Source organism: Salmonella enterica subsp. enterica serovar Typhimurium str. LT2, assembly GCF_000006945.2.
Classification (GTDB): Bacteria; Pseudomonadota; Gammaproteobacteria; order Enterobacterales; family Enterobacteriaceae; genus Salmonella; species Salmonella enterica.
Window position 1 is genome coordinate 4,797,483 of sequence record NC_003197.2, and the last position, 24,855, is coordinate 4,822,337.

Genomic DNA, 24,855 nt, shown 5'->3' on the forward strand with positions numbered 1-24,855 from the left:
AGGGATACACAATGTCACCAACCATGCTGACCTATATTAACGAAGAGTCTGACGTCCTGGCGAATATTATTCGCCGCCATCGCCAGTCTCTGGAAGAAGTATCGCGGTTCGCCAGCCAAAAAACGTTACGACGAATCCTGATATTAGCCACCGGATCGTCATTGAATGCCGCCTTTTGCGCCCGTTATTTCTTTGAGCGCTGCGGTATCTCTATCGATATTAAAGAGCCGTACACCTTTAGCCAGTATGAGAATAGCGATCCGCAAGCCGATATGGTTATTGCTATTTCCCAGAGCGGGAAAAGCGCTTCTACCCTGGAGGCGATGCGTAAAGTTCAGGCGCAGGGACGTCCGGTATTCGCTCTGACCGCCGATCCGCAAAGCCCTCTTGGCAAGGCCAGTGATTATCCACTGGATATTCTGACCGGGATTGAGTCCGTCGGCTTTGTTACCCGTGGATTTAGCGCGACGGTATTGAATCTGTTGCTTATCGCGTTGTTAATTGCCCGTCAGCAGCAGCGACTGACGGAATCGCAGGTCGAGGAGTATGTGGCGCAGCTTCAACGTATCGCGGCAACCCTGCCGTTGGTTATCGTGCGTACGGAAGCGTTTATTCACCAGCACCAGGCCGTTTTACGAAACGGGACGCGTTTTGTGGCGACAGGCTACGGCGCGCTGGTTGGGGTGGCAAAAGAGTTGGAAACTAAATTTACCGAGACGGTGCGTGTTCCCTCAAGCGGGTTTGAGCTGGAAGCCTATATGCACGGCCCGTATCTGGAAGCCAATGCGGAACACGTGATGTTCTTCTTTGAGGACCGGCCCGACGCGCGCTCCAGGGCGCTACGGGAGTATATGACGCCTGCGGTCGCCAAAACCTTTACTCTCACGCTGGCGAAGGCGGCGCAGGATGACCAGACGCTTGCGCTGGATGTAGCGGTTGATCACCATTTCTCGCCATTACTGTTGATTGTGCCGGTACAACTCATGGCGTTTCATATCGCCTCACTGAAAGGCATCGACCTTTCGGTACGCATTTTTGACGATTTCGATCGCGTTTTAAAAAGTAAAATCTGAACAATCAGGAGAAAAATATGTTGGGTTTTAATCAGGACGAGTACCTGACGAGTGCTCGTGAGATCATCGCTGCGCGCCAGAAGGCAGAACAGGTTGCTGACGAGATTTATCAGGCCGGGTTCAGTTCTTTATTTTTCGCCTCTGTTGGCGGTTCACTGGCGCCAATGATGGCAATTAATGAATTTGCCAAAGAATTAACAACGTTGCCGGTTTATGTTGAGCAGGCGGCAGAATTAATTCATAAAGGAAATAAGCGGCTGAATAAAGACTCTGTGGTTATTACGCTGTCTAAATCCGGCGATACCAAAGAATCGGTGGCGATCGCCGAGTGGTGTAAAGCGCAGGGAATACGCGTAGTCGCTATTACCAAAAATGCGGACTCTCCGCTGGCGCAGGCGGCGACATGGCATATTCCGATGCGTCACAAAAATGGCGTGGAATATGAATATATGCTGCTGTACTGGCTGTTTTTCCGCGTGCTGTCGCGCAATAACGAATTCGCCAGTTACGATCGCTTCGCCAGCCAACTGGAAATTCTGCCGGCGAATCTGCTGAAAGCGAAACAAAAATTTGATCCGCAGGCGGACGCTATCGCCAGCCGTTATCATAACAGCGATTATATGATGTGGGTCGGCGGCGCGGAGATGTGGGGCGAGGTCTATCTGTTCTCCATGTGTATCCTGGAAGAGATGCAGTGGAAGCGCACGCGCCCCGTCAGCTCTGCGGAATTTTTCCACGGCGCTCTGGAGCTGCTGGAAAAAGACGTTCCGCTCATTCTGGTGAAAGGGGAAGGGAAATGCCGCGCGCTGGATGAACGCGTTGAGCGTTTTGCCAGTAAAATTACCGATAACCTGGTGGTGATTGATCCGAAAGCGTATGCGCTGGACGGTATTGATGATGAGTTCCGCTGGATCATGGCGCCGTGTGTTGTTTCGACATTGTTAGTTGACCGACTGGCGGCGCACTTTGAGAAATATACCGGCCACAGTCTGGATATTCGTCGTTACTACCGTCAGTTCGATTATTAACAGAAAGGGGCGTGTAGCATATACAGTGCCTGATGGCGCTTCGCTTATCAGGCCTGTGCGCCAGTTTATGGATAAAGATGATGTGTAGGCCGGGTAAGGCGCAGCCGCCACCCGGCATATATGACATTCTCTTTTAACTTTCAACATTCACCACTTTGATCTCCACCATGCCAATCCCCAATTTGCGCGGCGAATGGCCCAAAATATTACCTTCGTTGGTGGAGACGGGAGCGGGCGGCGCAATGACTAAGGTATTCGCGTCCGTCGGGTTGTTGAAATGCAGCGTGATAGTGGACACATCGTGACCCAGCACCAGCGTCTGTTCTTCGTTGCCTACGCGTACCGGAATCGGTCGATTCGCGTTGTCGCCGAAGGCTTTGGCGGTGATCACCAGATCAAACTTTTTCGGCAGCGGCGCTTTATATTCGATTTTAACCTCATCGCCCAACTGCGCATTTGACCAGCGCCCCCAGGACTCCGGCCGGGAAATGCCGCTAAACTGCTTCACCTCCTCCGGGGCGCCCGCCACGTTAAAGATAAAGCTATCGGCTTTATAACGAATATCGTTATCGACAATCTTTAAGGTATCGACGTTGCCTTTGTAGCGCTCCATATCGATCATCGTGTCTTTAAACGCCGTCTTACCCTGCCACTGCGCTTTATCAACATGCTGTACGGTTTGCTGCCCGCCAAGCTGCCCCTGCGAGACGCACCAGTCGGTAGAGAGCGCCAGCGCCGGCGCCCATAGCTGCGCCATTTTGTAGCAGCGATCGATCCAAACGAAATTATCGCGCGGGGCGAAGTCGGCCAACTGGAACCGTAGCGGAGCGGAGTATTCACTTTCCGGTAACGGCTCGACGCGCTTATCCGATACGCGCAGTAGTAACGGCAGGCGGAAGTGGCTCCCGGAAAACGCGATCATGTTTTTGTCCCGATCGACGGTAAAATCTTTTATCTCTTTCGGGAAATTCCACAGGCGAATGATATCCGGCTTCATCGCCAGCACTTTCTCTTTTACATTCAGGAACACTTCCGACAGCGACTGCCCGGAAAGGCTGCTACGTCCCAGACCGATAAAATTATCGCCGCCGAGAATATCCAGCACCGTTGCGCCGTTGTCCATCGTGTTGCGTTTGACCGCCAGAGTCTCCTGCTGTGGTTTATCGCCGCGCAGAATGAAAAACAGATTGTTGCGATCTTGCTTATTCAGGTATTTCCAGGCCGTATTGTTCATCGCCAGATGGTCGGAAGAGACGACGATAACGGTATCTTTAAACCACGGCGACGCTTTGATTTTGTTGATAAACTCGGCGATGTTTTCCTGGCTGCAACTTACGGCGCTAAAGGACTGGTTGGGCTTGCCGTCGTAATCGTAGCGTTTGCGGTTGCAGGTGCGTGAGATAAACCCGTCCGGGTGGTGAGTATCTACGGTCAGCGTAAACAGCGAAAAACGCTGGCCTGAGCGGGAAAGCGCTTCAAATTTCTTCCATGCCTCATCAAGCACCGTATCGTCGTAGAAGCCCCAGTCGTTACGATAAGACGGGTCCGCCACCACCGTTTTTAGCTCTTCAGCGCCGTACAGATGATCAAATCCGTGTGATTTCAGGAACACGTCTTTCCCGGCAAAACGCAGGTTAGCGCCCTGCACGAAATAGTTCTGGTAGCCGGAGTTTTTCAGAATATCGCCGAGGCAGATATTCTGCGGGAAGAAGCTAGAAACCGACGCGGACGCATTGCCCTCAAACGGCGCAAACAGCGGAATACCGCACTGGGAAGCCACCATCCCGGCGATGGTGTAATCCGTTCCCGGCAGTTGCATGGTATGGCTGAAATCCAGCCCCTCATTTTTCAGCGCGCCCAACTCTGGCGTGAGATTGGGGAACGCGTCATTATCAAAATAGGTCCGTTCCAGGCTCTCGCCGTAGATATAGACCAGATTGAGCTTCGGATTAGGAATGGTTTTTGCTGGTTCTTTATAATAAACGGCAAAATCCGGATCGCCATCGCGCATTTGTGATTTTACCAGTTCGGTAATCTGGCGAAACGCCGGGCTGGCGTCGACCGAACCTAACGCCAGCAGTAACGCCAGCAGGCTGTAACCGACATGATGAGGATGGTGACGGCGGCGGCGTAGTACCCATCCCAGCGCGCCGAATACCGCCACTAACGCCAGGGCAATGCCGATTCCCGGCAGAATATATTTGCCGACTCCCGCTCCCGTCAGACTATTCGTGAGCGTATAAAGCACTGCGTCGTTGATCCCGTCGCCGGTAAAATAGTCGCTGGCATACAGGGTAATATTCAGAATGACAAAAAGTCCCAGCACCGTGAGAGTGGCGGCAAACCACCAGGTGTTACGGCCCGCCTTCCAGGCATATATCAGCACAGAGGCGAGAAACAGAGCGACAGAGAGCAACTCGGACAACTGACGATCCTCAATAAACCAGGCTTATCGCTGGCAGGAAAAAATTTCTAACAATGTAATAGCGATGTCACATTGCTGCAATTCTAATAACTTTACACGGCGCTGTTATTTAGAATGAGTTTAGAAAGTTGGTTTTTTGATCGGCATCACTTCCTGCCATAGCGGTTAATAACAGGAAAAGACGAAGAGAAAAATCGGGTTAATGCCGTGTTGGCGGGTAAAGGGCCAAAACACGGCGTTTATCAGGGCGTCCCGGCGTGGCGCACGGTCAGAAAAACGCAGTCAGGAGAGGAAATTCAGCCCTTGCTGCAACACCAGATCGCAAGCTTTGGTTTTCACCTTTTCCGCCAGCGGCGTACTGCCGATATTATTGAGGTTCAACTGCTGGCCGTCCTTCGTCTTGAGCAACCCTTGCAGGCCGTTCAGGTAGTTAGTGTCCTGCTCCTGCTGTGTGGTATCCAACCCCAACTTGTTCAGAATCTGATTTTTAACGTTTTCCACGTTGGTAGCGGACGCCAGTTTCTGTTTGGCGCAGTACTGCAAAATACCGGCGGCATTATTCATATTATCGGCGCTGAGCGACTGGGCACCTCTGCTGAGCAGACCGGTTAGCGCAGAAAGCGACATCCCGCCCTGCTGTGCGTTCGCGCCCTGAGCGCTTAACTGACTGGCGGCAATACCGCTGGTGGAAATCAGTACGCTGGCGATCGCCGCGCAGCACAGAACATGTTTCGCTGTATTCATGGTAATCACCTGTGTTATGCCAGTCAGGCGTCGTATCGCCCTGGCGCACGTTGCAATTTAATACTCTTTACCCGTCACCCGGCTGCGGTAACTGTCCCAGGTAAAATTAACCCATAAACTGTTGCCGAGACGCATACGGTCCATGACGCGTTCGCCAAGCATTTTCGTCATCTCTTCCATATTGCTGTTCGTCAACATGCCGGTGGGACGTTTTGACGAGGAACGACGATCGACAATTTGATTGATGATCACTTTTTCATAGCGGGATTCGGTCTGCACGCCGATCTCGTCGATCACCAGCAGATCAACGTTACTCAGATCGTTAAGCAACTGCTCTTCGCTGGTTTCCCGATTGCTGAACGTGTCTTTCATCGCTGACATAATATCCGCTACGGTGATAATCAGTACCGACTTTCCGCGCAGCAGCAGCTCGTTACAAATAGCCGCGGCGAGATGGTTTTTACCGGTTCCCGGCTTGCCGGAAAAGACAAAGCTGGCGATATTGCCGTCAAACTCATCAACGTACTGTCGGGCTTTGCTTAACGCGTTCATTTGTCCGTCGCACTCAACCCGATAGTTATCAAACGAACAGTTCTGATGCAGCGGTCGAATGCCGGAACGGTTAAAGGTGCGCTGCATTTTCATCGCCCGGTTTTCCCGCGCCAGCGCTGCCGCCCGGATCTCGCCTTGCTCTTTCTGCCACGCCAGCAATTCTTCGCCCGTTTTAAACGCCGGCGTAATATGCGCAGGCATCATTTTTTGTAGACGCTGCATCAGGTCGCCAACATTTTTCATCGTTACCCCCTAAAACCTGGTGGAATATGATTGTCAGGTTCGCTGACGCTATTGATGTCGCGCTGCGGCATTCCGCCATTGCTGGAACGGCTGATTTGCACGCTGCGCGCCAGCTTTTGCTGCCACTGGATATGGTGAAAAACCTTACCTTCCGCCTGCCAGTAGGCGATAAACGCCGCCAGCTCTTCTGCGGTGACCGGCTCCCGAAGCGCCACGCCCCAAAGGGCAGCCTGACGCTGAAAATCCGCATCCGGTTGCCAGGCGGGATACATGGCGAATTTTCCGCAGGGAATCGCAACGGGGGCGGCTTCGGGTTCTTCGTAAAATTGTGCGTCTAACGCCACATCGCTTCCCGGACGTGATAACTTTTCTTCAAGCGCCAGCAGTTCAGCCATGCGTGCAGGCGTCACGGCATAAAAGGCAGGCGCATTATTAGCGAATACCGCCACTGCGCCGCCCGTTGACTTCGCCAGCACAGCATGATGATCGTGTAAAAGGACGTCAATACCGATGACGTCCGACGTTAAAATTCTGGAAGACATAATGTTTCTCAATATGGAACAACAACCGAGAAGGGCGACTGTTTTTATAGTACCACACAGACCTGTAAGAACAGCAGGAGGCGTTCCACCAATCACACGCGGGGGCGTTTGCGGTACAGCCATAATCCCGGTACAGAGAGGCCAATTGAGAGCGCGCCAACAATGGAAGAGGCTTTCAGAAAATTGGTCAGCAGCGTAATCATCATCGGTTCGCTATAGCCCAGATGGCTAATTTTTACTGCGGAAATCATCGCGGTATAGGCGGAAATCCCCGGAAACATCGGGATCACGGCCGCGACGGTAAACACTTTAGGGTGAGCGAGATACCAGCGTGACCACTGAATACCAATACTGCCGACCAGCAGCGAAGCCATAAACGTTGACCATTCGATATTAAAACCAGCGCTCATCATCAGCATACGCGAGCCATGACCCAGCGCCCCCAGTAGCGCGCACCACGGAAGCGCCCGGTGGGGAACGTTAAAGACCATCGCAAACCCGACGGCGGGGATCGCAGACAAGATCATGTCCTGCATTAGCGCCAGTAAAAAGTCGATTATACCCATCCTCGTAGCCCCCATACTGTCATTGACATCACTACGCCCACACAGGTGGCCAGTGTCAACAGGCTGGCGATAGCCCAGCGCGCCAGCCCGGTATTAATATGTCCTTTAAACATATCTGCGACGGAATTAATCAGCGGAAAGCCCGGCACCAGTAGCAGTACGCTCGCCGCCATGGCGATAGTGGGCGTCTGGCTAAAGGCGGGAAGGGTGAGCATCAGCCCGGAAATCGTGGTAGCGACAAAGGCGGTAATGCAAAAATTGATCTGCGGATGTAAATGCCGCTGCGCCAGCATCTGGCGGATATACATGGCTATCATACTGGCGAAAAAGGTGATAACCGCGCCATCCCAGCCGCCATTATTCAGCTTACAAAAGCAGGAGCAGGAAAGACCGACCATAAACGCCACCAGCCAGCGCGGATAACGCAGCGGGCGGAGCTGGCTAAAGCGTTTTTCCACGCCTTTGTAATCCAGCAGACGATGTTCCGCGAGGATAACGATATGCTGAACCTCCGTGACGACGTGCATATTAATGCCGCGATCCTGGTTTTTACGTGTCGATGTCAGACATTGTCCGTCTTTAATGGTCGTCAGGACAATGGCGTTAGAGGAGATCGCGCTTTCGACGCTATCCATACCGAGCGCCAAACCGAGTCGGGTGGAAAGCTCATCAACCAGTGCGCTTTCCGCCCCGTGCTGCAATAAAAACAGCCCGCATTGAATACATAACCGTGTTACTGCTCGTTGAATTGATTGCTCTTCTTGCATGACTCGTCCTGTCCGAAAAGACATTCTATGCGCCGCCACTATGACAGAGGCTTCCTTTTTAACACGAAGCACAGGCATGATGGCGTTGGTTAAGATCAATTTCTTGTTGATAAAAACGTCAACCGCCAGACGCAACGCATAAGCTTCCTGAGACGTGCGCTTCGTCACAGGCAGGATATCCTTATGGGCGACGGTTCTCGTATGTCCGTTTCCAGAATAGAGGCATTATGCCAGCCTGGCCGCTCATTTTTGAATCAATGATGTGGTGAATTTTATCAACGATATGCATTAATGGTTTAACAACAATGGCGTGAGTAGCGGGCGTAAAATTAGGCATGACTTAGTATAATTCGCAGATATTACATGAGTTTTATGGATGGTAGACAGTATTGTTGGGCTTTTGTTTTAGGACTCAGCAATATGAATGAAGGGCGAACTCATATTTTAAATTTATTAATATGATGCGTTTTCGTTAGAATTACTAATGTGCAAATTTAGTTAATTTAATTGTCTTGCTTCTGGTTTTATGAGTAACTATGCGATAGTGATTTCATGTTTTTGTGCTATGTGGATTGTAGCGCAATCAATGTTATATTTTTAAAAATAAAACAAGGATAATTAATCCACTCGGCTTATATTTCTTTGCGCTCATTGTTAATAGTGTTTTTATTAATGGGGCAATGAAAAGTGGCGGCGTGGGTGCGGAGGAATTATGCTGCCAGGATGCTGCAAAAATGGACTTATTATCAGTAAAACCCCTCTTATACAGGAAGGCCTTAAAGGGGCTATAACAGGTAATTTCCCCGATTATAAACTGGCGTATTGTCGTACGATAGAAGAGCTAACGCTGCTACAGCTACGCCGAAGTAATTTAGTTATTGCTGATTTAGCAGTTAACAATGCCTCTCCCCGCGCTATCTGCGAATATTTTTATAGCTTACTCTCGCAATATCGCGACATACATTGGGTATTTCTGGTTCCTAAATCCTGCTATCCACATGCGGTTGATCTCCTGATGGGCCCCGTCAGCACCTTGCTTTCAGACGAAGAGCCAATCGAGAATCTTATTAGCGTTATCCATGCGGGAAACGCTCGCTCAGAAAGAATAAGCAAAACATTATTATCGCCTCAGGTACCGTCTGAAATTCAGCAGTCCCACGACAGGCCGATTGTCCTTACGCTGTCTGAACGAAAAGTATTACGCCTTTTAGGAAAAGGGTGGGGCATTAACCAAATTGCGGCGTTACTTAAAAAAAGTAATAAAACAATTAGCGCCCAAAAAAATAGCGCCATGCGACGCTTATCAATACACAGTAATGCAGAGATGTATGCATGGATAAACAGTTCTCAGGGAGCCAGAGAATTGAACCTACCTTCGGTATATGGAGAAACCATGGAATGGAAAACAGAATCAGCAAGAGAAATGTTGCGCTCGTAGAAAAATGCGTGATGAGCACCATTGGTATTAAAGGGCTATTTGATGCAATGCCGGATTGCCGACATACGCTTCATATTTTTTCAAAACCATCCGCGTTTTATAAGGCTGCGCTAACGACGCCGTTTTCTGCCGTTATTTTTTCTCTTTCTGCGTTAAGAACTGAACGCCGGACAGGATTATCCAGCCTGACGGAACTGGCGATAAATTATCCCCATATGCGGCGTCTGGTGATTGCCGATGATGATGCTGAAGCTCGCTTAATCAGCGCGCTATCCCCGCTGCCGCTGGATGGGGTCATCAGCAAAGCGTCGCCGTTGGATGTTTTACAGGATGCCTTATTTACATCGCTTAATAGCGCCCGACGGACAACGGAGCGTACAGACAATCTTTGGGAGCTTCACCAGAATTGTATGCTTAGTCCAACCGAGCGGGAGATTCTGCGTTTTATGTCGAACGGCTACTCAATGCCGCAAATTGCTGTCCAGTTAGAACGTAACATTAAGACTATCCGAGCGCATAAGTTTAATGTGATGTCCAAGCTGGGCGTGAGTTCTGATGCCGGGTTACTCGATGCGGCGGATATTCTGTTATATCTGCGCGCCGGCGATGCTACCGCGCTCCAGCATCGGGTATAGCCCGCGCCGGATGCGCCGTGCTTGTTCGGGGAATCAGGGTGCCAGGCACGTTATTGGCACACGTCTACCCAGGTCGCCGATGTCAGTTCAGCCATTCTTTCCGGCGTGATGCGTACCGCGCTGTGCGTGGCGCCTGCGGCAGGCAATACTTCGTTATACCCCTTCAGAGAGATGTCGCAATAAACGGGCAGCGGGTGCTCCAGCCCGAAAGGACATACGCCGCCGACAGGATGTCCGGTTGCATTGACCACTTCATCGCTGCTCAACATACGGGCTTTTGCGCCGAAAGTGGTTTTAAGCTTCTTATTATCCAGGCGGGCATCGCCTTTCGCGACCACCAGGATAATGGTGTCTTTTACTTTAAGCGAGAGCGTCTTAGCTATCTGCCCTGGCTCTACGTTGTGCGCTTTGGCTGCCAGTTCGACAGTCGCTGTACTTTGATTTAATTCGATAATTTCAATATCGGGAGCATGATCGGCCAGAAATTGCCGTACAGATTGCAGACTCATTCTTCTCTCCTGAGACCTTACCAATAGCCACGGTAGACCCAAAAATGGCAAAACGTAATTTGGCATACGGAGAGCGCCGCTGTAAATATAATAATGTGACAGGCCAGCAGCAGTAAGCCGTGACGATAACTGAAGGCAACGTAAAGCGGTTTACTTTAGCGTGCAGTCGCCGCACTGCTGTACGTCAGGTAAGCGGTAACGTTGGCAGCAGGTTCTGCGTACCAGAAGACCGTCGCGCATTACGACGGTCCGCCACAGCGGGTTATCCTGACCGTCGGATAGCTGCTTTTCAAAAAAACAGCGCTGGCGTAGCGTTGCCAGCAGGGCTTCGCCAAGCAGCGGTTTCATCTCAGTCAGATACCAGTTGATTAAATAACCGGTATTGCTCCAGATAAGTTTCGCGTTGATGTCGCCAGTCGCCTCCAGCGCCTGAATGACCGGCTGTAGTGCGGAGACTATTAGCGTTTCCATTCGTTCTTCCGGGGAACGCTCCGTTGCCAGGTTATCCTGATGCACATCAAGCCAGAAACACGCGGCGCGCCCGGTTTCATGAAATTCAACGTGAATATGTTCTGCCGAGACATTGATAGCGCGCGCTTGCGTCAGTAATGCCAGCATCAGCGGCGGCGTCATCAGCCCGATATACCATTGCGCCCATAGGGAGAGTAACGGCTTATTTTCACGTGGCAGGCCTGGCGTGTGCCGATAGATGTGATCGGAATAGGCGGCCAGCAATGAACGAAACGTCGCGGGGCGCGTCCACTGGGCAAGAGTCATCGCCGCTGGCGGCGGCGTTTCATCCAGCCGGATGAAGTCCAACAGGTGCTTACGGGTAGAGGCGATCGTCTCGCGTACTGCGTCCGCCAGCGAGGCGTCTTCCGGCTGGGGAGCAGCTCGCCAGATAATATCGTCAGCAATCGGTGCGGAACGGTAGGCCATAGCGCAGTTTAATGATGTTAATCTAAATGATAATGATTGCTAATCCTATCGATAGCGATAAACGATGGCAAGCGGTTTATGGTTAACGCTGTTGGCGTAGCACGATTACGCCAACAGGATTCATAGGGCGCGCATGTCGTCGCTGACCAGAATGTGGTTACGTCCAAGATGCTTGGCTTCGTAGAGCGCTTTATCCGCTTTTTCGATAGCGTCTCCGATATTGCGATCCGTCAGGGGCGCAATGCCGATACTGACAGTGACATTGGTGGCGACGCTTTCGTTAAACATATGCGGGATTTTAAGATCGTATACTTCCTGTCGGATACGTTCTGCGGTAGCGCGGGCTTGCTGTGGTTCGGCGGTGGTCAGCAACACCAGAAATTCTTCCCCGCCAAAACGGCAGACGACATCGCGCGATCGCACGGCGTCCCGAATTGCCGCTGAGACGCGAATTAACGCCTGATCGCCCATCATATGACCGTAGTGATCGTTATACGCTTTGAAATGATCGATATCCAATAGCAGGACGTAGTGTTCATGGCTGCCCGGCGCCTGTAACGTATCCAGCCGATTTTGCAGGCCACGGCGGTTATATAAGCCGGTTAATGGATCAAGCATACTCAGGCCATTGAGGGTTTCCCGCTCGGCCAGCAGCTTAAACATGAGCTGTTGGGCAAAATTATCGTAGCGTTTCTGGATAACATGTTGAATAGCGATTCCCACCATTGGCAGGGTCAGCAAATAGAGAATTCGCAAACCTTGTTCATTACCGTTCAGCCACAGGCAGACCGCGACTGGCGGTAGCGAATAGAGCGTAAACGCGACGATATTCGCGGCAAAGGCTATCGAGCCGATAAACAGAACGCTAAGCAGGGAAATCAGTAAAAAAGAGAAATCATAATGGCCTAACGCCGGATACTTTAGCGCAATATGCGCCGCCCATATTCCCCCAAAGAGTAGGGAGATAAAGGGGAGATTAATTCTTTTTTGTCCATATTTCCCATGCCATATCAACAGTAATACGCTCAGGACCACTATCCCGATCATTGGCGTGCAAAATACATTGATCTGATAAAGGGGGAAAACGAGAGTAAATAGCGCCGACACGGCGTTGAGAAACAAGAAAAGACGTAAAGAAAACTGATACTTCTTAATACGAAGCGACCGCCAGGATGGGGTTGTCATGGGTAATTGTCGTTATTTATCGGTGATATACACGGAATCGGGCGCCAACATGAAAATAACGTATGAGAAAAGGTCGCCTAAAGCGAGGTGTTGTTGTTTTTACGTTAACAGTCGGACAATTTATCACCTTACTGAATACGTGTCATCAACCGTTAAGTAAAACTCATCTCTTTAGCTTTCTCCCTGGCTGACAAATGAGAAAATATATCATATGATATTGGTTATCATTATCAATTCCAGAGGTGAAACCATGTTGCAGCGGACGTTAGGCAGCGGATGGGGCGTATTATTGCCTGGAGTGATTATCGTTGGACTGGCGTTTATCGGCCTGTCAGCTGATGCGCTGAAGCTGTTGATTGTATCAGGATTGCTACTGTCTGCGCTGATGTTGTATCACAAACAATTACGGCATTTTGTACTGCTGCCATCGTGTATAGCGCTTATTGGCGGCATGATGTTGGCAATGATGAACTGGAATCAGGGATGAAAATGAAGAGACAAAGGAAGGATAAGATAATTGGTGCGAGGGGGGGGACTTGAACCCCCACGTCCGTAAGGACACTAACACCTGAAGCTAGCGCGTCTACCAATTCCGCCACCTTCGCACAGTTATCTTACTTTTTGATATCGCCTCGTTGGTGCGAGGGGGGGGACTTGAACCCCCACGTCCGTAAGAACACTAACACCTGAAGCTAGCGCGTCTACCAATTCCGCCACCTTCGCCCAGTGCGAGCAATATCAACGTGGTTTTGGTGCGAGGGGGGGGACTTGAACCCCCACGTCCGTAAGGACACTAACACCTGAAGCTAGCGCGTCTACCAATTCCGCCACCTTCGCATACCATCGATTCTTGAAAAGAATCACTACCACGGAGGCGCATTCTAGTGGTTTTCAGCTATTCGTCAATAGTTAATTGCATGGGATAGATTGATTGCTGCAAAAATGGACGCGAGACGTAGGTTGGATAAGACGCTTTGCGTCGCCATCCGGCACATGCAACCAGATGGCGCTGCGCTTATCAGGCCAACTATTTCTTCGCCTGACGGGTCATCACGGTACGATAAACCTTAAAGCGCCCGGTTTGCGCGATGACTTCATGGAAGCCAAAAGTCTCATCCAGAATCTTAGGATAGGGCAGAAAGGCGTTCGCCACGATGCGTAACTCTCCGCCGCTGTTCAGATGGCGCACTGCGCCGCGAATGAGCGTTTGCGCCGCATCGAGGCTGGTTTGCATTCCGTCGTGGAACGGCGGGTTGGAGATGATCATGTCAAAACGTCCTTTGACTTCCGAAAAGACGTTGCTGGCGAATACCTCGCCTTCAAGACCATTAGCGGCAAGCGTGGCGCGGCTGGCTTCCACCGCCGGAGCGCTGACATCACACAGCGTCAGGCGCACTTTCGGCGAATGGCTGGCCAGCGCGGCGGAAAGCACGCCAGCGCCGCAGCCGACATCCAGCACTTTACCTTTGGTGTGCGGCGTCAGCGTAGACAGCAGCAGTTGGCTACCAACATCCAGTCCGTCGCGGCTGAATACGCCCGGCAACGTTTTGATGGTCAGCCCGTCGATGTTGTACTCGGCCCACCAGGATTCAAGACTAAACTGCGGCTGCTTTTCCAGACGGCCATGGTAAAGGCCGCAACGTCGCGCGCTATCTACTTTGTTCAGCGGCGCATAGTCCGCCAGCATCGGTTCGGCGCTACGCACGCCGCTGCGGTTTTCTCCCACGACGAAAACATCGACGCCCGACGGCATCAGCGACAAAATATTCATCAACTGGAACTGCGCTTCGGGTTTATTTTTCGGCCAGTAGTAGATCAGCGTATCGCAGTCAGCGACATCGCTGGCTTGCGCGACCAGGCTAAAACGGACGTTATCGCCCATCTGGCGGCTTAATACCTGCCAGTGGTGAAACTGTTGCGTATGCGCGCGGCTGGCGGCGCATTCAAAGCGCGCGGGCAGGTCATCCTGCAAATCTCCGGCAAAAAGAATACGGCTTTGTTCGAAATCATCACTGTGGCGCAGCAAGACTTCACTTGCCGGGGTAAAAGCAGACATGGAATGCTCCTTAATTCAGACTGGCGGCGATTATAGTAGTTTGATGGCGCAGATTCGACAGATTTGCTATATTTGCGCCCCTGATTACAGGAGCGTTTCGCTATGACATCCCGACGAGACTGGCAGTTACAGCAACTGGGTATTACGCAGTGGGCGCTGCGACGTCCTGGCGCGCTACAGGGCGAGATTGCGATTTCCCTTCCCGCGCACGTTCGTCTGATCGTGGTTGCAGAGGAATTACCTGCGCTGAACGAGCCGCTAATGCGCGATATCTTACGCGCGTTGACCGTGAGTCCCGATCAGGTTTTACCGCTGACGCCTGAGCGCGTCGCCATGCTGCCGCAGGGCAGCCGTTGTAATAGCTGGCGGTTAGGAACTGACGCGCCGCTCCAACTCGAAGGCGCTCAGGTCACGACGCCGGCGTTTAATGAACTCCGGGCAAACCCGGCGGCACGCGCCGCACTATGGCAACAAATCTGCGAACATGAACACGATTTCTATCCTCAGCACGACCGATCTCCCCGCAGCCTGGCAGATTGAGCAACGCGCTCATGCGTTTCCGTGGAGCGAAAAAACGTTTTTCGGCAACCAGGGCGAACGGTATCTCAACCTTAAGCTGACCGCTGATGACAGAATGGCCGCGTTTGCCATTACACAGGTGGTGCTGGACGAAGCGACGCTGTTCAATATCGCCGTCGATCCGGATTTTCAGCGTCGGGGGCTGGGGCGTATGCTGCTTGAGCATCTGATTGATGAACTGGAAACGCGCGGTGTTGTAACGCTATGGCTGGAGGTACGCGCCTCTAACGCTGCCGCCATCGCGCTGTATGAAAGTCTGGGGTTTAACGAGGCGACGATTCGCCGCAATTACTATCCCACGGCACAAGGGCATGAGGACGCCATCATCATGGCGTTACCGATAAGCATGTAATAAAAGAGGCAAGGTGTAATGATGAAGTGGGACTGGATTTTCTTTGATGCCGATGAAACGCTGTTTACGTTTGATTCTTTCACCGGCTTACAGCGGATGTTCCTTGACTATAGCGTCACCTTTACCGCTGAGGATTTCCAGGATTACCAGGCCGTGAATAAGCCGCTATGGGTGGATTATCAGAACGGCGCGATTACCTCATTACAATTGCAGCACGCGCGCTTTCAAAGTTGGGCTGAACGGCTAAACGTTGCGCCGGGGCTGCTGAATGACGCTTTTATTAGTGCGATGGCGGAGATCTGTTCTCCTTTGCCGGGCGCCGTTTCGCTACTTAATGCGATTCGCGGGCAGGCTAAAATCGGTATTATTACTAATGGTTTTACCGCGCTACAACAAACTCGTCTGGAGCGCACCGGGCTGCGCGAGTATTTCGATCTGCTGGTGATTTCCGAGCAGGTTGGCGTCGCGAAGCCCGATCCGAAAATCTTTAACTACGCCCTGGAGCAGGCAGGGAATCCTGACCGCTCGCGCGTATTAATGGTTGGCGATACCGCGGAATCCGATATTCTTGGCGGCATTAACGCCGGACTGTCGACCTGCTGGCTTAACGCGCATCATCGCGAGCAGCCCGCGGGTATCCATCCAACCTGGACTGTGGCGTCATTAAGCGAACTGGAGCAGCTCCTGTGTAAACACTGATTGCCTCCCCCAGGTTGATGGGTAAAATAGCCGCATTTTTCGTATTCAACATGCGTGGTCAAACGCCGCGCTTACTCAAGAAGATTTGACTATGACGTTGTCTCCTTATTTGCAAGAGGTGGCCAAACGCCGCACTTTTGCCATTATTTCTCACCCGGACGCCGGTAAAACCACCATTACCGAAAAAGTGTTGCTGTTCGGACAGGCGATTCAGACCGCCGGTACGGTAAAAGGCCGTGGCTCCAGCCAACATGCAAAATCTGACTGGATGGAGATGGAAAAACAGCGTGGTATCTCTATCACTACCTCGGTGATGCAGTTCCCGTATCACGACTGTCTGGTGAATCTGCTGGACACCCCGGGGCACGAAGACTTCTCCGAAGATACCTACCGTACCCTGACGGCGGTGGACTGTTGCCTGATGGTGATCGACGCCGCAAAAGGCGTTGAAGACAGGACCCGTAAGCTGATGGAAGTTACCCGTCTGCGTGATACGCCGATCCTGACCTTTATGAACAAACTCGACCGTGACATCCGCGACCCGATGGAGCTGCTGGATGAAGTCGAGAACGAGCTGAAAATCGGCTGCGCGCCGATCACCTGGCCGATTGGCTGCGGCAAGCTGTTTAAGGGCGTTTATCACCTTTATAAAGATGAAACTTATCTGTATCAGACCGGTAAGGGCCACACCATTCAGGAAGTGCGCATCGTTAAAGGGCTGAATAACCCGGATCTGGACGCCGCCGTCGGTGAAGACCTGGCGCAACAGCTGCGCGACGAGCTGGAACTGGTGCAGGGCGCGTCTAACGAGTTTGATGAAGAGCTATTCCTGGCAGGGGAAATTACCCCGGTATTTTTCGGTACCGCGCTGGGTAACTTTGGCGTTGACCATATGCTGGATGGTTTAGTGGCGTGGGCGCCCGCGCCGATGCCGCGTCAAACCGATACCCGCACAGTGGAAGCCTCGGAAGAGAAATTCACCGGTTTTGTCTTTAAAATTCAGGCCAATATGGACCCGAAACACCGCGACCGCGTGGCGTTTATGCGCGTGGTTTCCGGTAAGTATGAGAAGGGCATGAAGCTACGCCAGGTCCGTACCGGCAAAGATGTGGTGATTTCCGACGCGTTAACTTTTATGGCGGGCGACCGTTCGCACGTTGAAGAAGCGTACCCGGGCGATATTTTGGGTCTGCATAACCACGGCACCATTCAGATCGGCGATACCTTCACTCAGGGCGAGATGATGAAGTTTACCGGTATCCCGAACTTTGCGCCGGAACTGTTCCGTCGTATTCGCCTGAAAGATCCGCTCAAGCAGAAGCAGCTACTGAAAGGGCTGGTGCAGCTTTCTGAAGAGGGGGCGGTGCAGGTATTCCGTCCCATCTCCAACAACGATCTGATTGTTGGCGCCGTGGGCGTTTTGCAGTTTGACGTTGTTGTCGCGCGCCTGAAAAGCGAATACAACGTTGAGGCGATTTATGAATCCGTCAACGTGGCGACGGCGCGCTGGGTGGAAAGCGCCGATGCGAAGAAATTCGAAGAGTTTAAGCGTAAGAATGAAACGCAGCTGGCGCTGGATGGCGGCGACAACCTTACCTATATCGCCCCCACGATGGTTAACCTGAACCTGACCCAGGAACGTTACCCTGACGTTCAGTTCCGTAAAACGCGCGAACACTGATCCCTTTCCGGGCGCGGCATCCGCCGCGCCTTCGTACTTTCCCTGCCTTTTTAACCGCTTACGGAATGTTCTTAAATCCCGCGTTTTTTCTCCGATCTGCCTGTTTTTTATACGCACCGACAAGCGATTTTAAAATTGTGATCTATATTTAACAAAGTGATGACATAAATGTCGGCTTTAATGCCTGTTCAATGCGTGAATATGAGAGCTTAAAGCTGAGATTTGTTTCAGTCACGATATTAATAACTGAAACGGAAGGGTGGCAGGCGACGCGTCGTTACAAATTCACGAATGTGATGCCAGTCATTGACTTCAGAAACCGGTGAGTTTCACCGCATTCAGCAATGCAACCTCGTGTTGCCTGAGCTCAAATTACGAGCAAACTATACAGGACAAAATCGATGACTATGACAAGACTGAAGATTTCTAAAACTCTGCTGGCCGTAATGTTGACCTCTGCTGTTGCGACAGGTTCTGCCTTTGCAGAAAACGCAACAACGGACAAGGCGCAAAGCGGAACCGAAACCGCAGGGCAAAAAGTCGATAGCTCTATGAATAAAGTCGGTAACTTCATGGATGACAGCGCCATCACTGCGAAAGTAAAAGCTGCGCTGGTAGACCATGACAATATTAAAAGCACCGATATTTCTGTCGAAACCAATCAGAAAGTTGTCACCCTGAGCGGCTTTGTAGAAAGCCAGGCGCAGGCTGAAGCCGCCGTGAAAGTGGCGAAAGGCGTAGAAGGCGTGACCTCCGTTAGCGACAAACTTCACGTTCGCGACAATAAAGAAGGTTCCGTGAAAGGTTATGCCGGCGATACGGCCACGACCAGTGAAGTCAAAGCCAAGTTGCTGGCGGACGATCTCGTCCCTTCCCGTAAAGTGAAAGTGGAAACGACCGATGGCGTCGTACAGCTCTCCGGTACCGTTGAAACTCAGGAACAAAGCGACCGCGCTGAAAGCATCGCGAAAGCCGTTGATGGCGTAAAAAGTGTTAAAAACGATCTGAAAGTTCAGTAATTCGTCGTAATTCGTCCTCCCGACGTTTGTCGGGAGGCGTAATGTGCACCACACTAAAAATATCGCGAATGAGTAGCCTGAGCGCTCATATTTAGCGGTCGACATTAACTATGGTAAAGGAGAGGCTTATGTTTCGTTGGGGCATTATATTTCTGGTTATCGCGTTAATTGCCGCCGCATTGGGTTTTGGTGGACTGGCTGGTACGGCTGCCGGCGCGGCGAAAATCGTCTTCGTCGTCGGGATCGTGCTCTTCCTGGTCAGCCTGTTCATGGGCCGTAAACGACCCTAGCAGGCATCTGTAAAGATATATTGCTATCAAGCCAGTCCAGCGGACTGGCTTTTACGGTTTTAGCCGTTAACGTTTTGCGTTACCTTGTCAGCCTGGAAAAAAATGAAAAACAGGAAGGCAGAGGTGGGCCAGCGAATACCGGTTACGCTCGGCAATATTGCGCCGTTATCATTAACACCGTTCCGGCCAGGCCGTATGGCGCTGGTCTGTGAGGGCGGGGGGCAGCGGGGCATCTTTACCGCAGGCGTGCTGGATGAGTTTATGCATGCGCAGTTTAATCCTTTCCATCTCTACTTCGGCACATCAGCCGGTGCGCAAAATCTCTCGGCGTATCTCTGCAACCAGCCCGGCTACGGGCGCAAAGTCATTATGCGCTATACCACCAGGCGCGAATTTTTTGATCCGCTGCGATTTGTACGCGGAGGAAACCTTATTGACCTCGACTGGCTGGTGGAATCCACCGCCGCCCGGATGCCGCTGCAGATGGATACCGCAGCGCGCCTGTTCGACAGCGGAAAATCCTTTTATATGTGCGCCTGCCGGGGGGATGATTACACGCCGGGCTATTTCTCGCCGACAAAACAAAACTGGCTTGATATCATTCGCGCCTCCAGCGCCATACCGGGTTTCTACCGTACCGGCGTTACGTTAGAGGGCATCAACTATCTGGACGGTGGCATTAGCGACGCCATTCCGGTTCAGGAGGCGGCAAAGCGGGGGGCGAAAACCATTGTGGTGATCCGCACCGTACCCTCGCAAATGTATTACACGCCGCAGTGGTTTAAGCGTATGGAGCGCTGGCTGGGAGAGAGCAGTCTACAGCCGTTGGTCAACCTGGTGCAGCATCATGAAACGTCCTACAGCGCGATCCAACAATTTATTGAAAAGCCGCCGGGTAAGCTGCGGATCATTGAAATTTATCCGCCGAAACCGCTGCACAGCATGGCGCTGGGCAGCCGTATCCCGGCGCTGCGTGAGGATTACAAAACCGGGCGATTATGCGGGCGTTATTTCCTTGCCACCGTTGGTAAATTGCTCGCCGCAACGCCGCCTCTCTTGCGCCATACGTCGCGGATTGCCGTGCCGGAAACGGTGGTCGTGCCTCCGGCGCCGGTGGCCAATGATACGCATGTGGCGGAGGTCATTAGCGCGCCGCAGGCAAACGACACCACATTTACCGACGAGGATCTGGCGTGAGCTGGCGCTTTATCGATACACACTGCCATTTTGATTTCCCGCCCTTTACGGGCGATGAGCGCGCCAGTATTCAGCGTGCCTGTGAGGCGGGCGTTGAAAAAATCATCGTGCCGGCGACCGAGGCGGCGCACTTTCCCCGCGTGCTGGCGCTGGCGGCGCGTTTCCCGTCGCTTTATGCTGCGCTGGGATTGCACCCCATTGTGATTGAGCGTCATGCCGATGACGATTCTGATAAGCTGCAACAAGCGCTGGCGCAGCAACAGAACGTCGTGGCGGTAGGCGAGATCGGGCTCGATCTTTATCGCGACGACCCGCAGTTCGCCAGGCAAGAGCGATTTTTAGACGCGCAACTGCAACTGGCAAAACGCTACGATCTGCCGGTGATCCTGCACTCGCGGCGCACGCATGACAAACTGGCGATGCACTTAAAGCGCCAGGATCTGCCGCGAACCGGTGTGGTGCATGGTTTTGCCGGCAGTCTGCAGCAGGCCGAACGCTTTGTGCGACTGGGCTATAAAATCGGCGTCGGCGGCACCATCACCTACCCGCGCGCCAGTAAAACCCGTGATGTTATGGCGCGCTTGCCGCTGGACGCGCTGTTGCTGGAGACCGATGCGCCGGATATGCCGCTAAAGGGGTTTCAGGGGCAGCCGAACCGCCCGGAGCAGGCGGCGCGCGTATTTGATGCGCTCTGCGAATTACGTCCGGAGCCCGCAGAGGTGATAGCCGATACGCTGTATCGCAATACCATTACCTTGTTTCGGCTCTGATGGCATCGCAGCCGCCGTCCGGCAGGCGACGCTTACAAATATAGCGCCGGCAAAATCAGCTTCGCCACCCCACGCGCGCGCAATCCGTCAGCCAGCCGTTCCACCTCTTGCGGCGTCGCGCCTGGCCAGGCTTTCGCTTCGCCATAGACACCGTGCGCATGAAAGGCATTCAAACGCACCGGAACCTCGCCCAGCGAAGTAATAAACGCCGCCAGTGAATCGATATGCGCCGCATAGTCCACCTGACCCGGGATAACCAGCAACCGCAGCTCCGCCAGTTTTCCCCGCGCAGCAAGAAAGCGGATACTGTGCTTAATATGCGTGTTATCACGTCCGGTCAGACGGTGATGACACTCGCTCTTCCAGGCTTTCAGATCGAGCATTACGCCGTCGCAAACCGGCAGTAGTTTTTGCCAGCCGGTCTCGCTTAACTGACCATTACTGTCCACCAGACAGGTCAGCCGTTGTAACTGCGGATCGGCTTTGATCGCCGTAAATAGCGCCACAATAAACGGTAATTGCGTGGTCGCCTCTCCGCCGCTGACGGTAATACCTTCAATAAACAGCGATGCTTTACGAATATGACGCAGCACATCGTCAACGCTCATGGTCTGCGCCATTGGCGTTGCCTGCTGTGGGCACATTTTCAGGCAGGTATCGCACTGCTCGCAGACGTCCGACCGCCATACCACTTTCCCGCCATCAATGCTGAGGGCGTGGTGCGGACACTGCGATACGCATTCCCCGCAGTCGTTACAGCGTCCCATCGTCCACGGGTTATGGCAATTCTTGCAGCGCAAATTGCAGCCCTGTAAGAATAATGCCAGGCGGCTGCCTGGCCCATCGACGCAGGAAAACGCAATGATCTTACTGACTAAAGCGCATCTGTTGTTCATGGCTGACTACGCGTGGCTGTCGTTCCAGGATGCGGGTATTACGTGCGGCTTCTTCTCCCAGCCAGGTGGTATTCGTGCGCGAGCCTTCGGCGCGAAATTTCGCCAGATCCGACAGGCGCACCATATAACCGGTGACGCGCACCAGATCGTTGCCGCTGACATTGGCAGTAAATTCCCGCATCCCGGCTTTGAACGCGCCAAGACAAAGCTGAACCAGCGCCTGCGGATTACGCTTGATGGTTTCGTCCAGCGTCAGAATGTCGCTGATCCCGGCATGGTAAAAGGCATGGTGCGGCGCGACGGTTTGCAAATGGGTGATAGGGTCCGGTTCATCGCCATACGGCAGACGCGCGCCCGGCGTAGTGCCAATATCGGAACTGATGCCAGACTGGGCATGGAGCAGCGCCCGTTGCTTCCAGCCATACTTCACTGGCGTATTTTCGACGAAATCCGCCAGTTGGGCGCTGATACGGTAGCCCAGCTCGTTCGCCGTATCATTCTTGCCGTAACGGGCGGTCAGGCCCGCGTTTTCGCACAGCAGATTCACGGCTTCCGCCAGCCCGTACATACCGAACATCGGCGCAAAACGTTCGGGCTCGATCAAACCTTCCTGTACAAGAAAGCTATTCTCAAAGAAATGTGATTTTTCATAGAGGAATTCACATCGTGAATTAATGATGGCGATCTGCTGTCGGCAGTAGTGCGGTAGCGTACGTGAAAAGAAGTCATCGACAGACGTACTGCGTTCTGCCACGGCTTTCAGGTTGAGACGTACCAGCGTACTGCCGCCGCCGCCAAGCGGTAGCGAGTTATAACAACTGACGATGCCATAATGGCCTTTTGTGAAAATTTTATCATTTACAGGGCCATTGGAAATGTGTGGCTTACTGCATTCACAAATGTTTTTGGCGACCTCCAGCAGCAGATCGTCCGGCGTAATTTCCGCATCGTAGATAAACGTCAGGTTAGGCGCCACCTGCTTTAGCTCGGCATCGGCGCGCAAAATCGCTCGTGTGACAGGCGTATCGGCAGGGCCAATATTGGCATGCATAAAGGCGTCTGGCAGCGTTCTGTCGAGATAACGCCAGAAACGTTTTATTCGAATATCGATCGCATCTTGTGTTAGAATTCTAACATACGGTTGCAGCAACGCATCAAGCTGGCCGAGATAAACCGGCATGGACGTCACGGAAGGAACGTGATGATACAGAATGGTGAGTAGGGATAACGCATCATCCAGATCTTTCGCGCCTTCCAGTTCCAGCCACTGTGAACCGTTAGCCAGAAATCGGGCGTAATCGGGCAACACGTAGCGCGGTTTGAAGGGGGCGTGCCCCTCAAACATATCGCAAATGACGCCTTCATCCAGCGCCTGGCGGGCATCTTCCGGCAGGGTGGGATAAGGCAGGGCGTTTTCAGCTTCCAGCGCCAGAAAATGGCGTTTTTGTTCAGGCGTGAGCACCGGGCTGGTCACAATTTGCTGGCAACGCTGCTGGAGCGCAGTTTCGCATGAGGCAGGCATCTTCGTTTCCTCTTTATGCCGGGACGATGCGCTATTGTAGAAAATGGCGGCAAACCGACTTTGATCCTGATGCGCTTATCGCTCGAAGAACAGACGGTGACGGCGGGATAATTTGATTCAGATCTCATTACAGTAATGCAAATTTGTACGTAGTTTTCATTAACTGTGATGTATATCGAAGTGTAATCGCGAGTGAATGTTAGAATATTAACAGACTCGCAAGGTGAAATTTTATACGGCAATGCCGTTGGAGAATGTCATGACTGATTTAAAAGCAAGCAGCCTGCGTGCGCTCAAACTGATGGATCTGACCACTCTGAACGATGACGACACCAATGAAAAAGTGATCGCGTTGTGTCATCAGGCAAAAACTCCGGTCGGGAATACGGCGGCGATTTGTATTTACCCGCGTTTTATCCCGATTGCGCGTAAAACTCTGAAAGAACAAGGTACGCCGGACATCCGCATTGCAACGGTGACTAACTTCCCGCATGGCAATGATGACATCGATATTGCGCTGGCGGAAACCCGTGCGGCGATCGCCTACGGCGCTGACGAAGTGGACGTGGTATTCCCGTACCGCGCGTTGATCGCCGGTAACGAGCAGGTGGGTTTTGACCTGGTAAAAGCCTGTAAAGACGCTTGTGCCGCAGCGAACGTATTGCTGAAAGTGATTATCGAAACCGGCGAGCTGAAAGAAGAGGCGCTGATTCGTAAAGCCTCTGAAATCTCCATTAAAGCCGGTGCGGATTTCATCAAAACCTCTACCGGTAAAGTGCCGGTAAACGCTACGCCGGAAAGCGCGCGCATCATGATGGAAGTGATCCGCGACATGGGCGTTTCCAAAACCGTTGGCTTCAAACCGGCGGGCGGCGTACGTACGGCGGAAGACGCGCAGAAATTCCTCGCGATTGCAGACGAACTGTTTGGCGCTGACTGGGCAGATTCTCGTCACTACCGCTTTGGCGCATCCAGCCTGCTGGCAAGCCTGCTGAAAGCGCTGGGTCACGGCGACGGTAAGAGCGCCAGCAGCTACTAAGCTCTGATTTGCCGGATGGCGCTGCGCTTATCCGGCCTACAAATCCAGGCCTGTAGGCCGGATAAGGCGTTAGCCGCCATCCGGCGATGTAAGCCTTCTACTCTTTTCC

At 52.5% G+C, this 24,855-nt stretch carries 26 protein-coding genes, 3 tRNA genes and 29 other annotated features; of the genes, 14 read left to right on the plus strand and 15 right to left on the minus strand.

Features of this window, described 5'->3' with window-relative positions; genetic code table 11:
• Positions 1–5: 5 nt before the first annotated feature.
• Positions 6–11, plus strand: a ribosome-binding site (putative RBS for STM4539; RegulonDB:STMS1H004407).
• Together STM4539 and STM4540 are read left to right on the plus strand one after the other, a co-directional pair.
• Positions 6–1,073 (plus strand): putative glucosamine-fructose-6-phosphate aminotransferase gene (locus tag STM4539; protein ID NP_463398.1). Within the gene, positions 12–1,073 belong to an annotated coding region; the region does not span the whole gene. It overlaps the preceding feature by 6 nt.
• Entirely contained in the window at positions 1,070–2,101 is a 1,032-nt protein-coding gene (locus tag STM4540; protein ID NP_463399.3) for a putative glucosamine-fructose-6-phosphate aminotransferase, read from the plus strand. Before STM4539 ends, STM4540 begins: the two co-directional genes overlap by 4 nt.
• A gap of 133 nt (positions 2,102–2,234) precedes the next feature.
• Here the strand turns inward: STM4540 and mdoB are convergent, their stop codons facing one another.
• The 6 genes from mdoB to yjjP all read right to left on the minus strand — a co-directional run bounded on the left by mdoB (position 2,235) and on the right by yjjP (position 8,090).
• A complete protein-coding gene (gene mdoB, locus STM4541) occupies positions 2,235–4,487 on the minus strand; it encodes a phosphoglycerol transferase I (protein ID NP_463400.3) in 2,253 nt (750 codons plus the stop codon).
• A gap of 321 nt (positions 4,488–4,808) precedes the next feature.
• The gene (gene yjjA / locus STM4542) for a putative outer membrane protein (RefSeq protein NP_463401.1) occupies positions 4,809–5,282 on the minus strand. Within the gene, positions 4,809–5,270 belong to an annotated coding region; the region does not span the whole gene.
• Positions 5,277–5,282, minus strand: a ribosome-binding site (putative RBS for yjjA; RegulonDB:STMS1H004408). (Overlaps the previous gene by 6 nt.)
• Positions 5,283–5,327: 45 nt before the next feature.
• The gene (gene dnaC / locus STM4543; protein ID NP_463402.1) for a chromosome replication protein occupies positions 5,328–6,084 on the minus strand. Within the gene, positions 5,328–6,065 belong to an annotated coding region; the region does not span the whole gene.
• The gene (gene dnaT, locus STM4544) for a primosomal protein I (RefSeq protein ID NP_463403.1) occupies positions 6,068–6,617 on the minus strand. Within the gene, positions 6,068–6,607 belong to an annotated coding region; the region does not span the whole gene. Before dnaT ends, dnaC begins: the two co-directional genes overlap by 17 nt.
• Positions 6,079–6,084, minus strand: a ribosome-binding site (putative RBS for dnaC; RegulonDB:STMS1H004409). Its footprint overlaps the gene before it by 6 nt.
• Positions 6,612–6,617 (minus strand) — a ribosome-binding site (putative RBS for dnaT; RegulonDB:STMS1H004410). Its footprint lies within the gene dnaT.
• Positions 6,618–6,699: 82 nt before the next feature.
• Positions 6,700–7,188 (minus strand): putative inner membrane protein gene (locus STM4545; protein ID NP_463404.1). Within the gene, positions 6,700–7,173 belong to an annotated coding region; the region does not span the whole gene.
• The gene (gene yjjP, locus STM4546) for a hypothetical protein (RefSeq protein ID NP_463405.1) occupies positions 7,164–8,090 on the minus strand. Within the gene, positions 7,164–8,075 belong to an annotated coding region; the region does not span the whole gene. Before yjjP ends, STM4545 begins: the two co-directional genes overlap by 25 nt.
• Positions 7,183–7,188 (minus strand) — a ribosome-binding site (putative RBS for STM4545; RegulonDB:STMS1H004411). Its footprint overlaps the gene before it by 6 nt.
• Positions 8,085–8,090, minus strand: a ribosome-binding site (putative RBS for yjjP; RegulonDB:STMS1H004412). (Lies within the gene yjjP.)
• A gap of 554 nt (positions 8,091–8,644) precedes the next feature.
• Positions 8,645–8,650 (plus strand) — a ribosome-binding site (putative RBS for yjjQ; RegulonDB:STMS1H004413).
• Here yjjP and yjjQ point away from each other — a divergent pair.
• Positions 8,645–9,378, plus strand: a protein-coding gene (gene yjjQ, locus STM4547) for a putative LuxR/UhpA family transcriptional regulator (protein NP_463406.1). Within the gene, positions 8,653–9,378 belong to an annotated coding region; the region does not span the whole gene. It overlaps the preceding feature by 6 nt.
• Positions 9,323–9,328: a ribosome-binding site (putative RBS for bglJ; RegulonDB:STMS1H004414), on the plus strand. (Overlaps the previous gene by 6 nt.)
• Positions 9,323–10,013, plus strand: a protein-coding gene (gene bglJ, locus STM4548) for a transcriptional regulator (activator) of bgl operon (RefSeq protein ID NP_463407.3). Within the gene, positions 9,339–10,013 belong to an annotated coding region; the region does not span the whole gene. Before yjjQ ends, bglJ begins: the two co-directional genes overlap by 56 nt.
• Before the next feature lie 50 nt (positions 10,014–10,063).
• Here the strand turns inward: bglJ and STM4549 are convergent.
• The 3 genes from STM4549 to STM4551 all read right to left on the minus strand — a co-directional run bounded on the left by STM4549 (position 10,064) and on the right by STM4551 (position 12,646).
• Positions 10,064–10,530, minus strand: a protein-coding gene (locus tag STM4549) for a putative cytoplasmic protein (protein ID NP_463408.1). Within the gene, positions 10,064–10,522 belong to an annotated coding region; the region does not span the whole gene.
• Positions 10,525–10,530 (minus strand) — a ribosome-binding site (putative RBS for STM4549; RegulonDB:STMS1H004415). It overlaps the preceding gene by 6 nt.
• Before the next feature lie 142 nt (positions 10,531–10,672).
• Positions 10,673–11,461 (minus strand): ferric hydrozamate transport protein, encoded by a 789-nt coding sequence (fhuF, locus tag STM4550; protein NP_463409.1) that lies wholly within the window; start codon positions 11,459–11,461, stop codon positions 10,673–10,675.
• Positions 11,462–11,581: 120 nt separating this feature from the next.
• Positions 11,582–12,646, minus strand: coding sequence for a putative diguanylate cyclase/phosphodiesterase domain 1 containing protein (locus tag STM4551; RefSeq protein NP_463410.1), 1,065 nt, complete (start codon positions 12,644–12,646; stop codon positions 11,582–11,584).
• Positions 12,647–12,889: 243 nt separating this feature from the next.
• Positions 12,890–12,895, plus strand: a ribosome-binding site (putative RBS for STM4552; RegulonDB:STMS1H004416).
• Here STM4551 and STM4552 point away from each other — a divergent pair.
• Positions 12,890–13,133 (plus strand): putative inner membrane protein gene (locus tag STM4552; RefSeq protein ID NP_463411.1). Within the gene, positions 12,897–13,133 belong to an annotated coding region; the region does not span the whole gene. Its footprint overlaps the feature before it by 6 nt.
• 15 nt (positions 13,134–13,148) lie before the next feature.
• Here the strand turns inward: STM4552 and leuV are convergent.
• The 4 genes from leuV to rsmC form a co-directional block, all read right to left on the minus strand.
• A tRNA-Leu gene (gene leuV / locus STM4553) sits at positions 13,149–13,232 on the minus strand.
• 34 nt (positions 13,233–13,266) lie between these two features.
• Positions 13,267–13,350: transfer RNA gene (gene leuP, locus STM4554), tRNA-Leu, on the minus strand.
• A 30-nt stretch (positions 13,351–13,380) separates the two neighbouring features.
• A tRNA-Leu gene (gene leuQ / locus STM4555) sits at positions 13,381–13,464 on the minus strand.
• Between the two features lie 209 nt (positions 13,465–13,673).
• Positions 13,674–14,714, minus strand: a protein-coding gene (gene rsmC / locus STM4556; RefSeq protein ID NP_463412.1) for a 16S ribosomal rRNA. Within the gene, positions 13,674–14,702 belong to an annotated coding region; the region does not span the whole gene.
• Positions 14,709–14,714: a ribosome-binding site (putative RBS for rsmC; RegulonDB:STMS1H004420), on the minus strand. (Overlaps the previous gene by 6 nt.)
• 75 nt (positions 14,715–14,789) lie before the next feature.
• Positions 14,790–14,795 (plus strand) — a ribosome-binding site (putative RBS for holD; RegulonDB:STMS1H004421).
• On the opposite strand from rsmC, the gene holD reads away from it, so the two are divergent.
• The 8 genes from holD (at position 14,790) to yjjV (ending at position 21,289) form a co-directional block, all read left to right on the plus strand.
• Positions 14,790–15,242, plus strand: a protein-coding gene (holD, locus tag STM4557) for a DNA polymerase III, psi subunit (RefSeq protein ID NP_463413.1). Within the gene, positions 14,805–15,242 belong to an annotated coding region; the region does not span the whole gene. Its footprint overlaps the feature before it by 6 nt.
• Positions 15,167–15,172 (plus strand) — a ribosome-binding site (putative RBS for rimI; RegulonDB:STMS1H004422). Its footprint overlaps the gene before it by 6 nt.
• Positions 15,167–15,633 (plus strand): modification of 30S ribosomal subunit protein S18 gene (gene rimI, locus STM4558; RefSeq protein NP_463414.1). Within the gene, positions 15,187–15,633 belong to an annotated coding region; the region does not span the whole gene. The genes holD and rimI overlap by 76 nt, the downstream gene beginning before the upstream one ends.
• Positions 15,634–15,643: 10 nt before the next feature.
• Positions 15,644–15,649, plus strand: a ribosome-binding site (putative RBS for yjjG; RegulonDB:STMS1H004423).
• The gene (gene yjjG, locus STM4559; protein ID NP_463415.3) for a putative haloacid dehalogenase-like hydrolase occupies positions 15,644–16,332 on the plus strand. Within the gene, positions 15,652–16,332 belong to an annotated coding region; the region does not span the whole gene. (Overlaps the previous feature by 6 nt.)
• A 77-nt stretch (positions 16,333–16,409) precedes the next feature.
• Positions 16,410–16,415, plus strand: a ribosome-binding site (putative RBS for prfC; RegulonDB:STMS1H004424).
• Positions 16,410–18,013 (plus strand): peptide chain release factor RF-3 gene (gene prfC / locus STM4560; RefSeq protein ID NP_463416.1). Within the gene, positions 16,424–18,013 belong to an annotated coding region; the region does not span the whole gene. It overlaps the preceding feature by 6 nt.
• Positions 18,014–18,401: 388 nt before the next feature.
• Positions 18,402–18,407, plus strand: a ribosome-binding site (putative RBS for osmY; RegulonDB:STMS1H004425).
• Positions 18,402–19,032 (plus strand): hyperosmotically inducible periplasmic protein gene (osmY, locus tag STM4561; RefSeq protein ID NP_463417.1). Within the gene, positions 18,415–19,032 belong to an annotated coding region; the region does not span the whole gene. (Overlaps the previous feature by 6 nt.)
• A 106-nt stretch (positions 19,033–19,138) precedes the next feature.
• Positions 19,139–19,144, plus strand: a ribosome-binding site (putative RBS for STM4562; RegulonDB:STMS1H004426).
• The gene (locus tag STM4562; protein NP_463418.1) for a putative inner membrane protein occupies positions 19,139–19,322 on the plus strand. Within the gene, positions 19,143–19,322 belong to an annotated coding region; the region does not span the whole gene. (Overlaps the previous feature by 6 nt.)
• Before the next feature lie 110 nt (positions 19,323–19,432).
• Positions 19,433–19,438 (plus strand) — a ribosome-binding site (putative RBS for yjjU; RegulonDB:STMS1H004427).
• Positions 19,433–20,519, plus strand: a protein-coding gene (gene yjjU, locus STM4563; RefSeq protein ID NP_463419.1) for a putative phosphoesterase. Within the gene, positions 19,446–20,519 belong to an annotated coding region; the region does not span the whole gene. It overlaps the preceding feature by 6 nt.
• Positions 20,505–20,510, plus strand: a ribosome-binding site (putative RBS for yjjV; RegulonDB:STMS1H004428). Its footprint overlaps the gene before it by 6 nt.
• Positions 20,505–21,289, plus strand: a protein-coding gene (yjjV, locus tag STM4564) for a putative hydrolase (RefSeq protein ID NP_463420.1). Within the gene, positions 20,516–21,289 belong to an annotated coding region; the region does not span the whole gene. The genes yjjU and yjjV overlap by 15 nt, the downstream gene beginning before the upstream one ends.
• Before the next feature lie 32 nt (positions 21,290–21,321).
• On the opposite strand, the gene yjjW is transcribed toward yjjV, so the two are convergent.
• Positions 21,322–22,185, minus strand: coding sequence for a pyruvate formate lyase activating enzyme (yjjW, locus tag STM4565; protein ID NP_463421.1), 864 nt, complete (start codon positions 22,183–22,185; stop codon positions 21,322–21,324).
• Positions 22,157–23,719, minus strand: a protein-coding gene (yjjI, locus tag STM4566; protein NP_463422.1) for a putative cytoplasmic protein. Within the gene, positions 22,157–23,707 belong to an annotated coding region; the region does not span the whole gene. The genes yjjW and yjjI overlap by 29 nt, the downstream gene beginning before the upstream one ends.
• Positions 23,590–23,603 (plus strand) — a protein binding site (putative binding site for DeoR, RegulonDB: STMS1H000134). Its footprint overlaps the gene before it by 14 nt.
• Positions 23,596–23,612 (plus strand) — a protein binding site (putative binding site for DeoR, RegulonDB: STMS1H000133). Its footprint overlaps the feature before it by 8 nt.
• Positions 23,714–23,719, minus strand: a ribosome-binding site (putative RBS for yjjI; RegulonDB:STMS1H004429).
• Before the next feature lie 68 nt (positions 23,720–23,787).
• Positions 23,788–23,796, plus strand: a -35 signal (putative -35_signal for deoC; RegulonDB:STMLTH004680).
• On the opposite strand from yjjI, the gene deoC reads away from it, so the two are divergent.
• Positions 23,788–24,746, plus strand: a protein-coding gene (deoC, locus tag STM4567; RefSeq protein NP_463423.1) for a 2-deoxyribose-5-phosphate aldolase. Within the gene, positions 23,949–24,746 belong to an annotated coding region; the region does not span the whole gene. It overlaps the preceding feature by 9 nt.
• Positions 23,802–23,822: a protein binding site (putative binding site for CRP, RegulonDB: STMS1H000071), on the plus strand. It overlaps the preceding gene by 21 nt.
• Positions 23,812–23,820: a -10 signal (putative -10_signal for deoC; RegulonDB:STMLTH004680), on the plus strand. It overlaps the preceding feature by 9 nt.
• Positions 23,836–23,878, plus strand: a protein binding site (putative binding site for CytR, RegulonDB: STMS1H000130).
• Positions 23,850–23,870, plus strand: a protein binding site (putative binding site for CRP, RegulonDB: STMS1H000058). It overlaps the preceding feature by 21 nt.
• Positions 23,906–23,922: a protein binding site (putative binding site for DeoR, RegulonDB: STMS1H000132), on the plus strand.
• Positions 23,943–23,948, plus strand: a ribosome-binding site (putative RBS for deoC; RegulonDB:STMS1H004430).
• Positions 24,747–24,855: the final 109 nt, after the last annotated feature.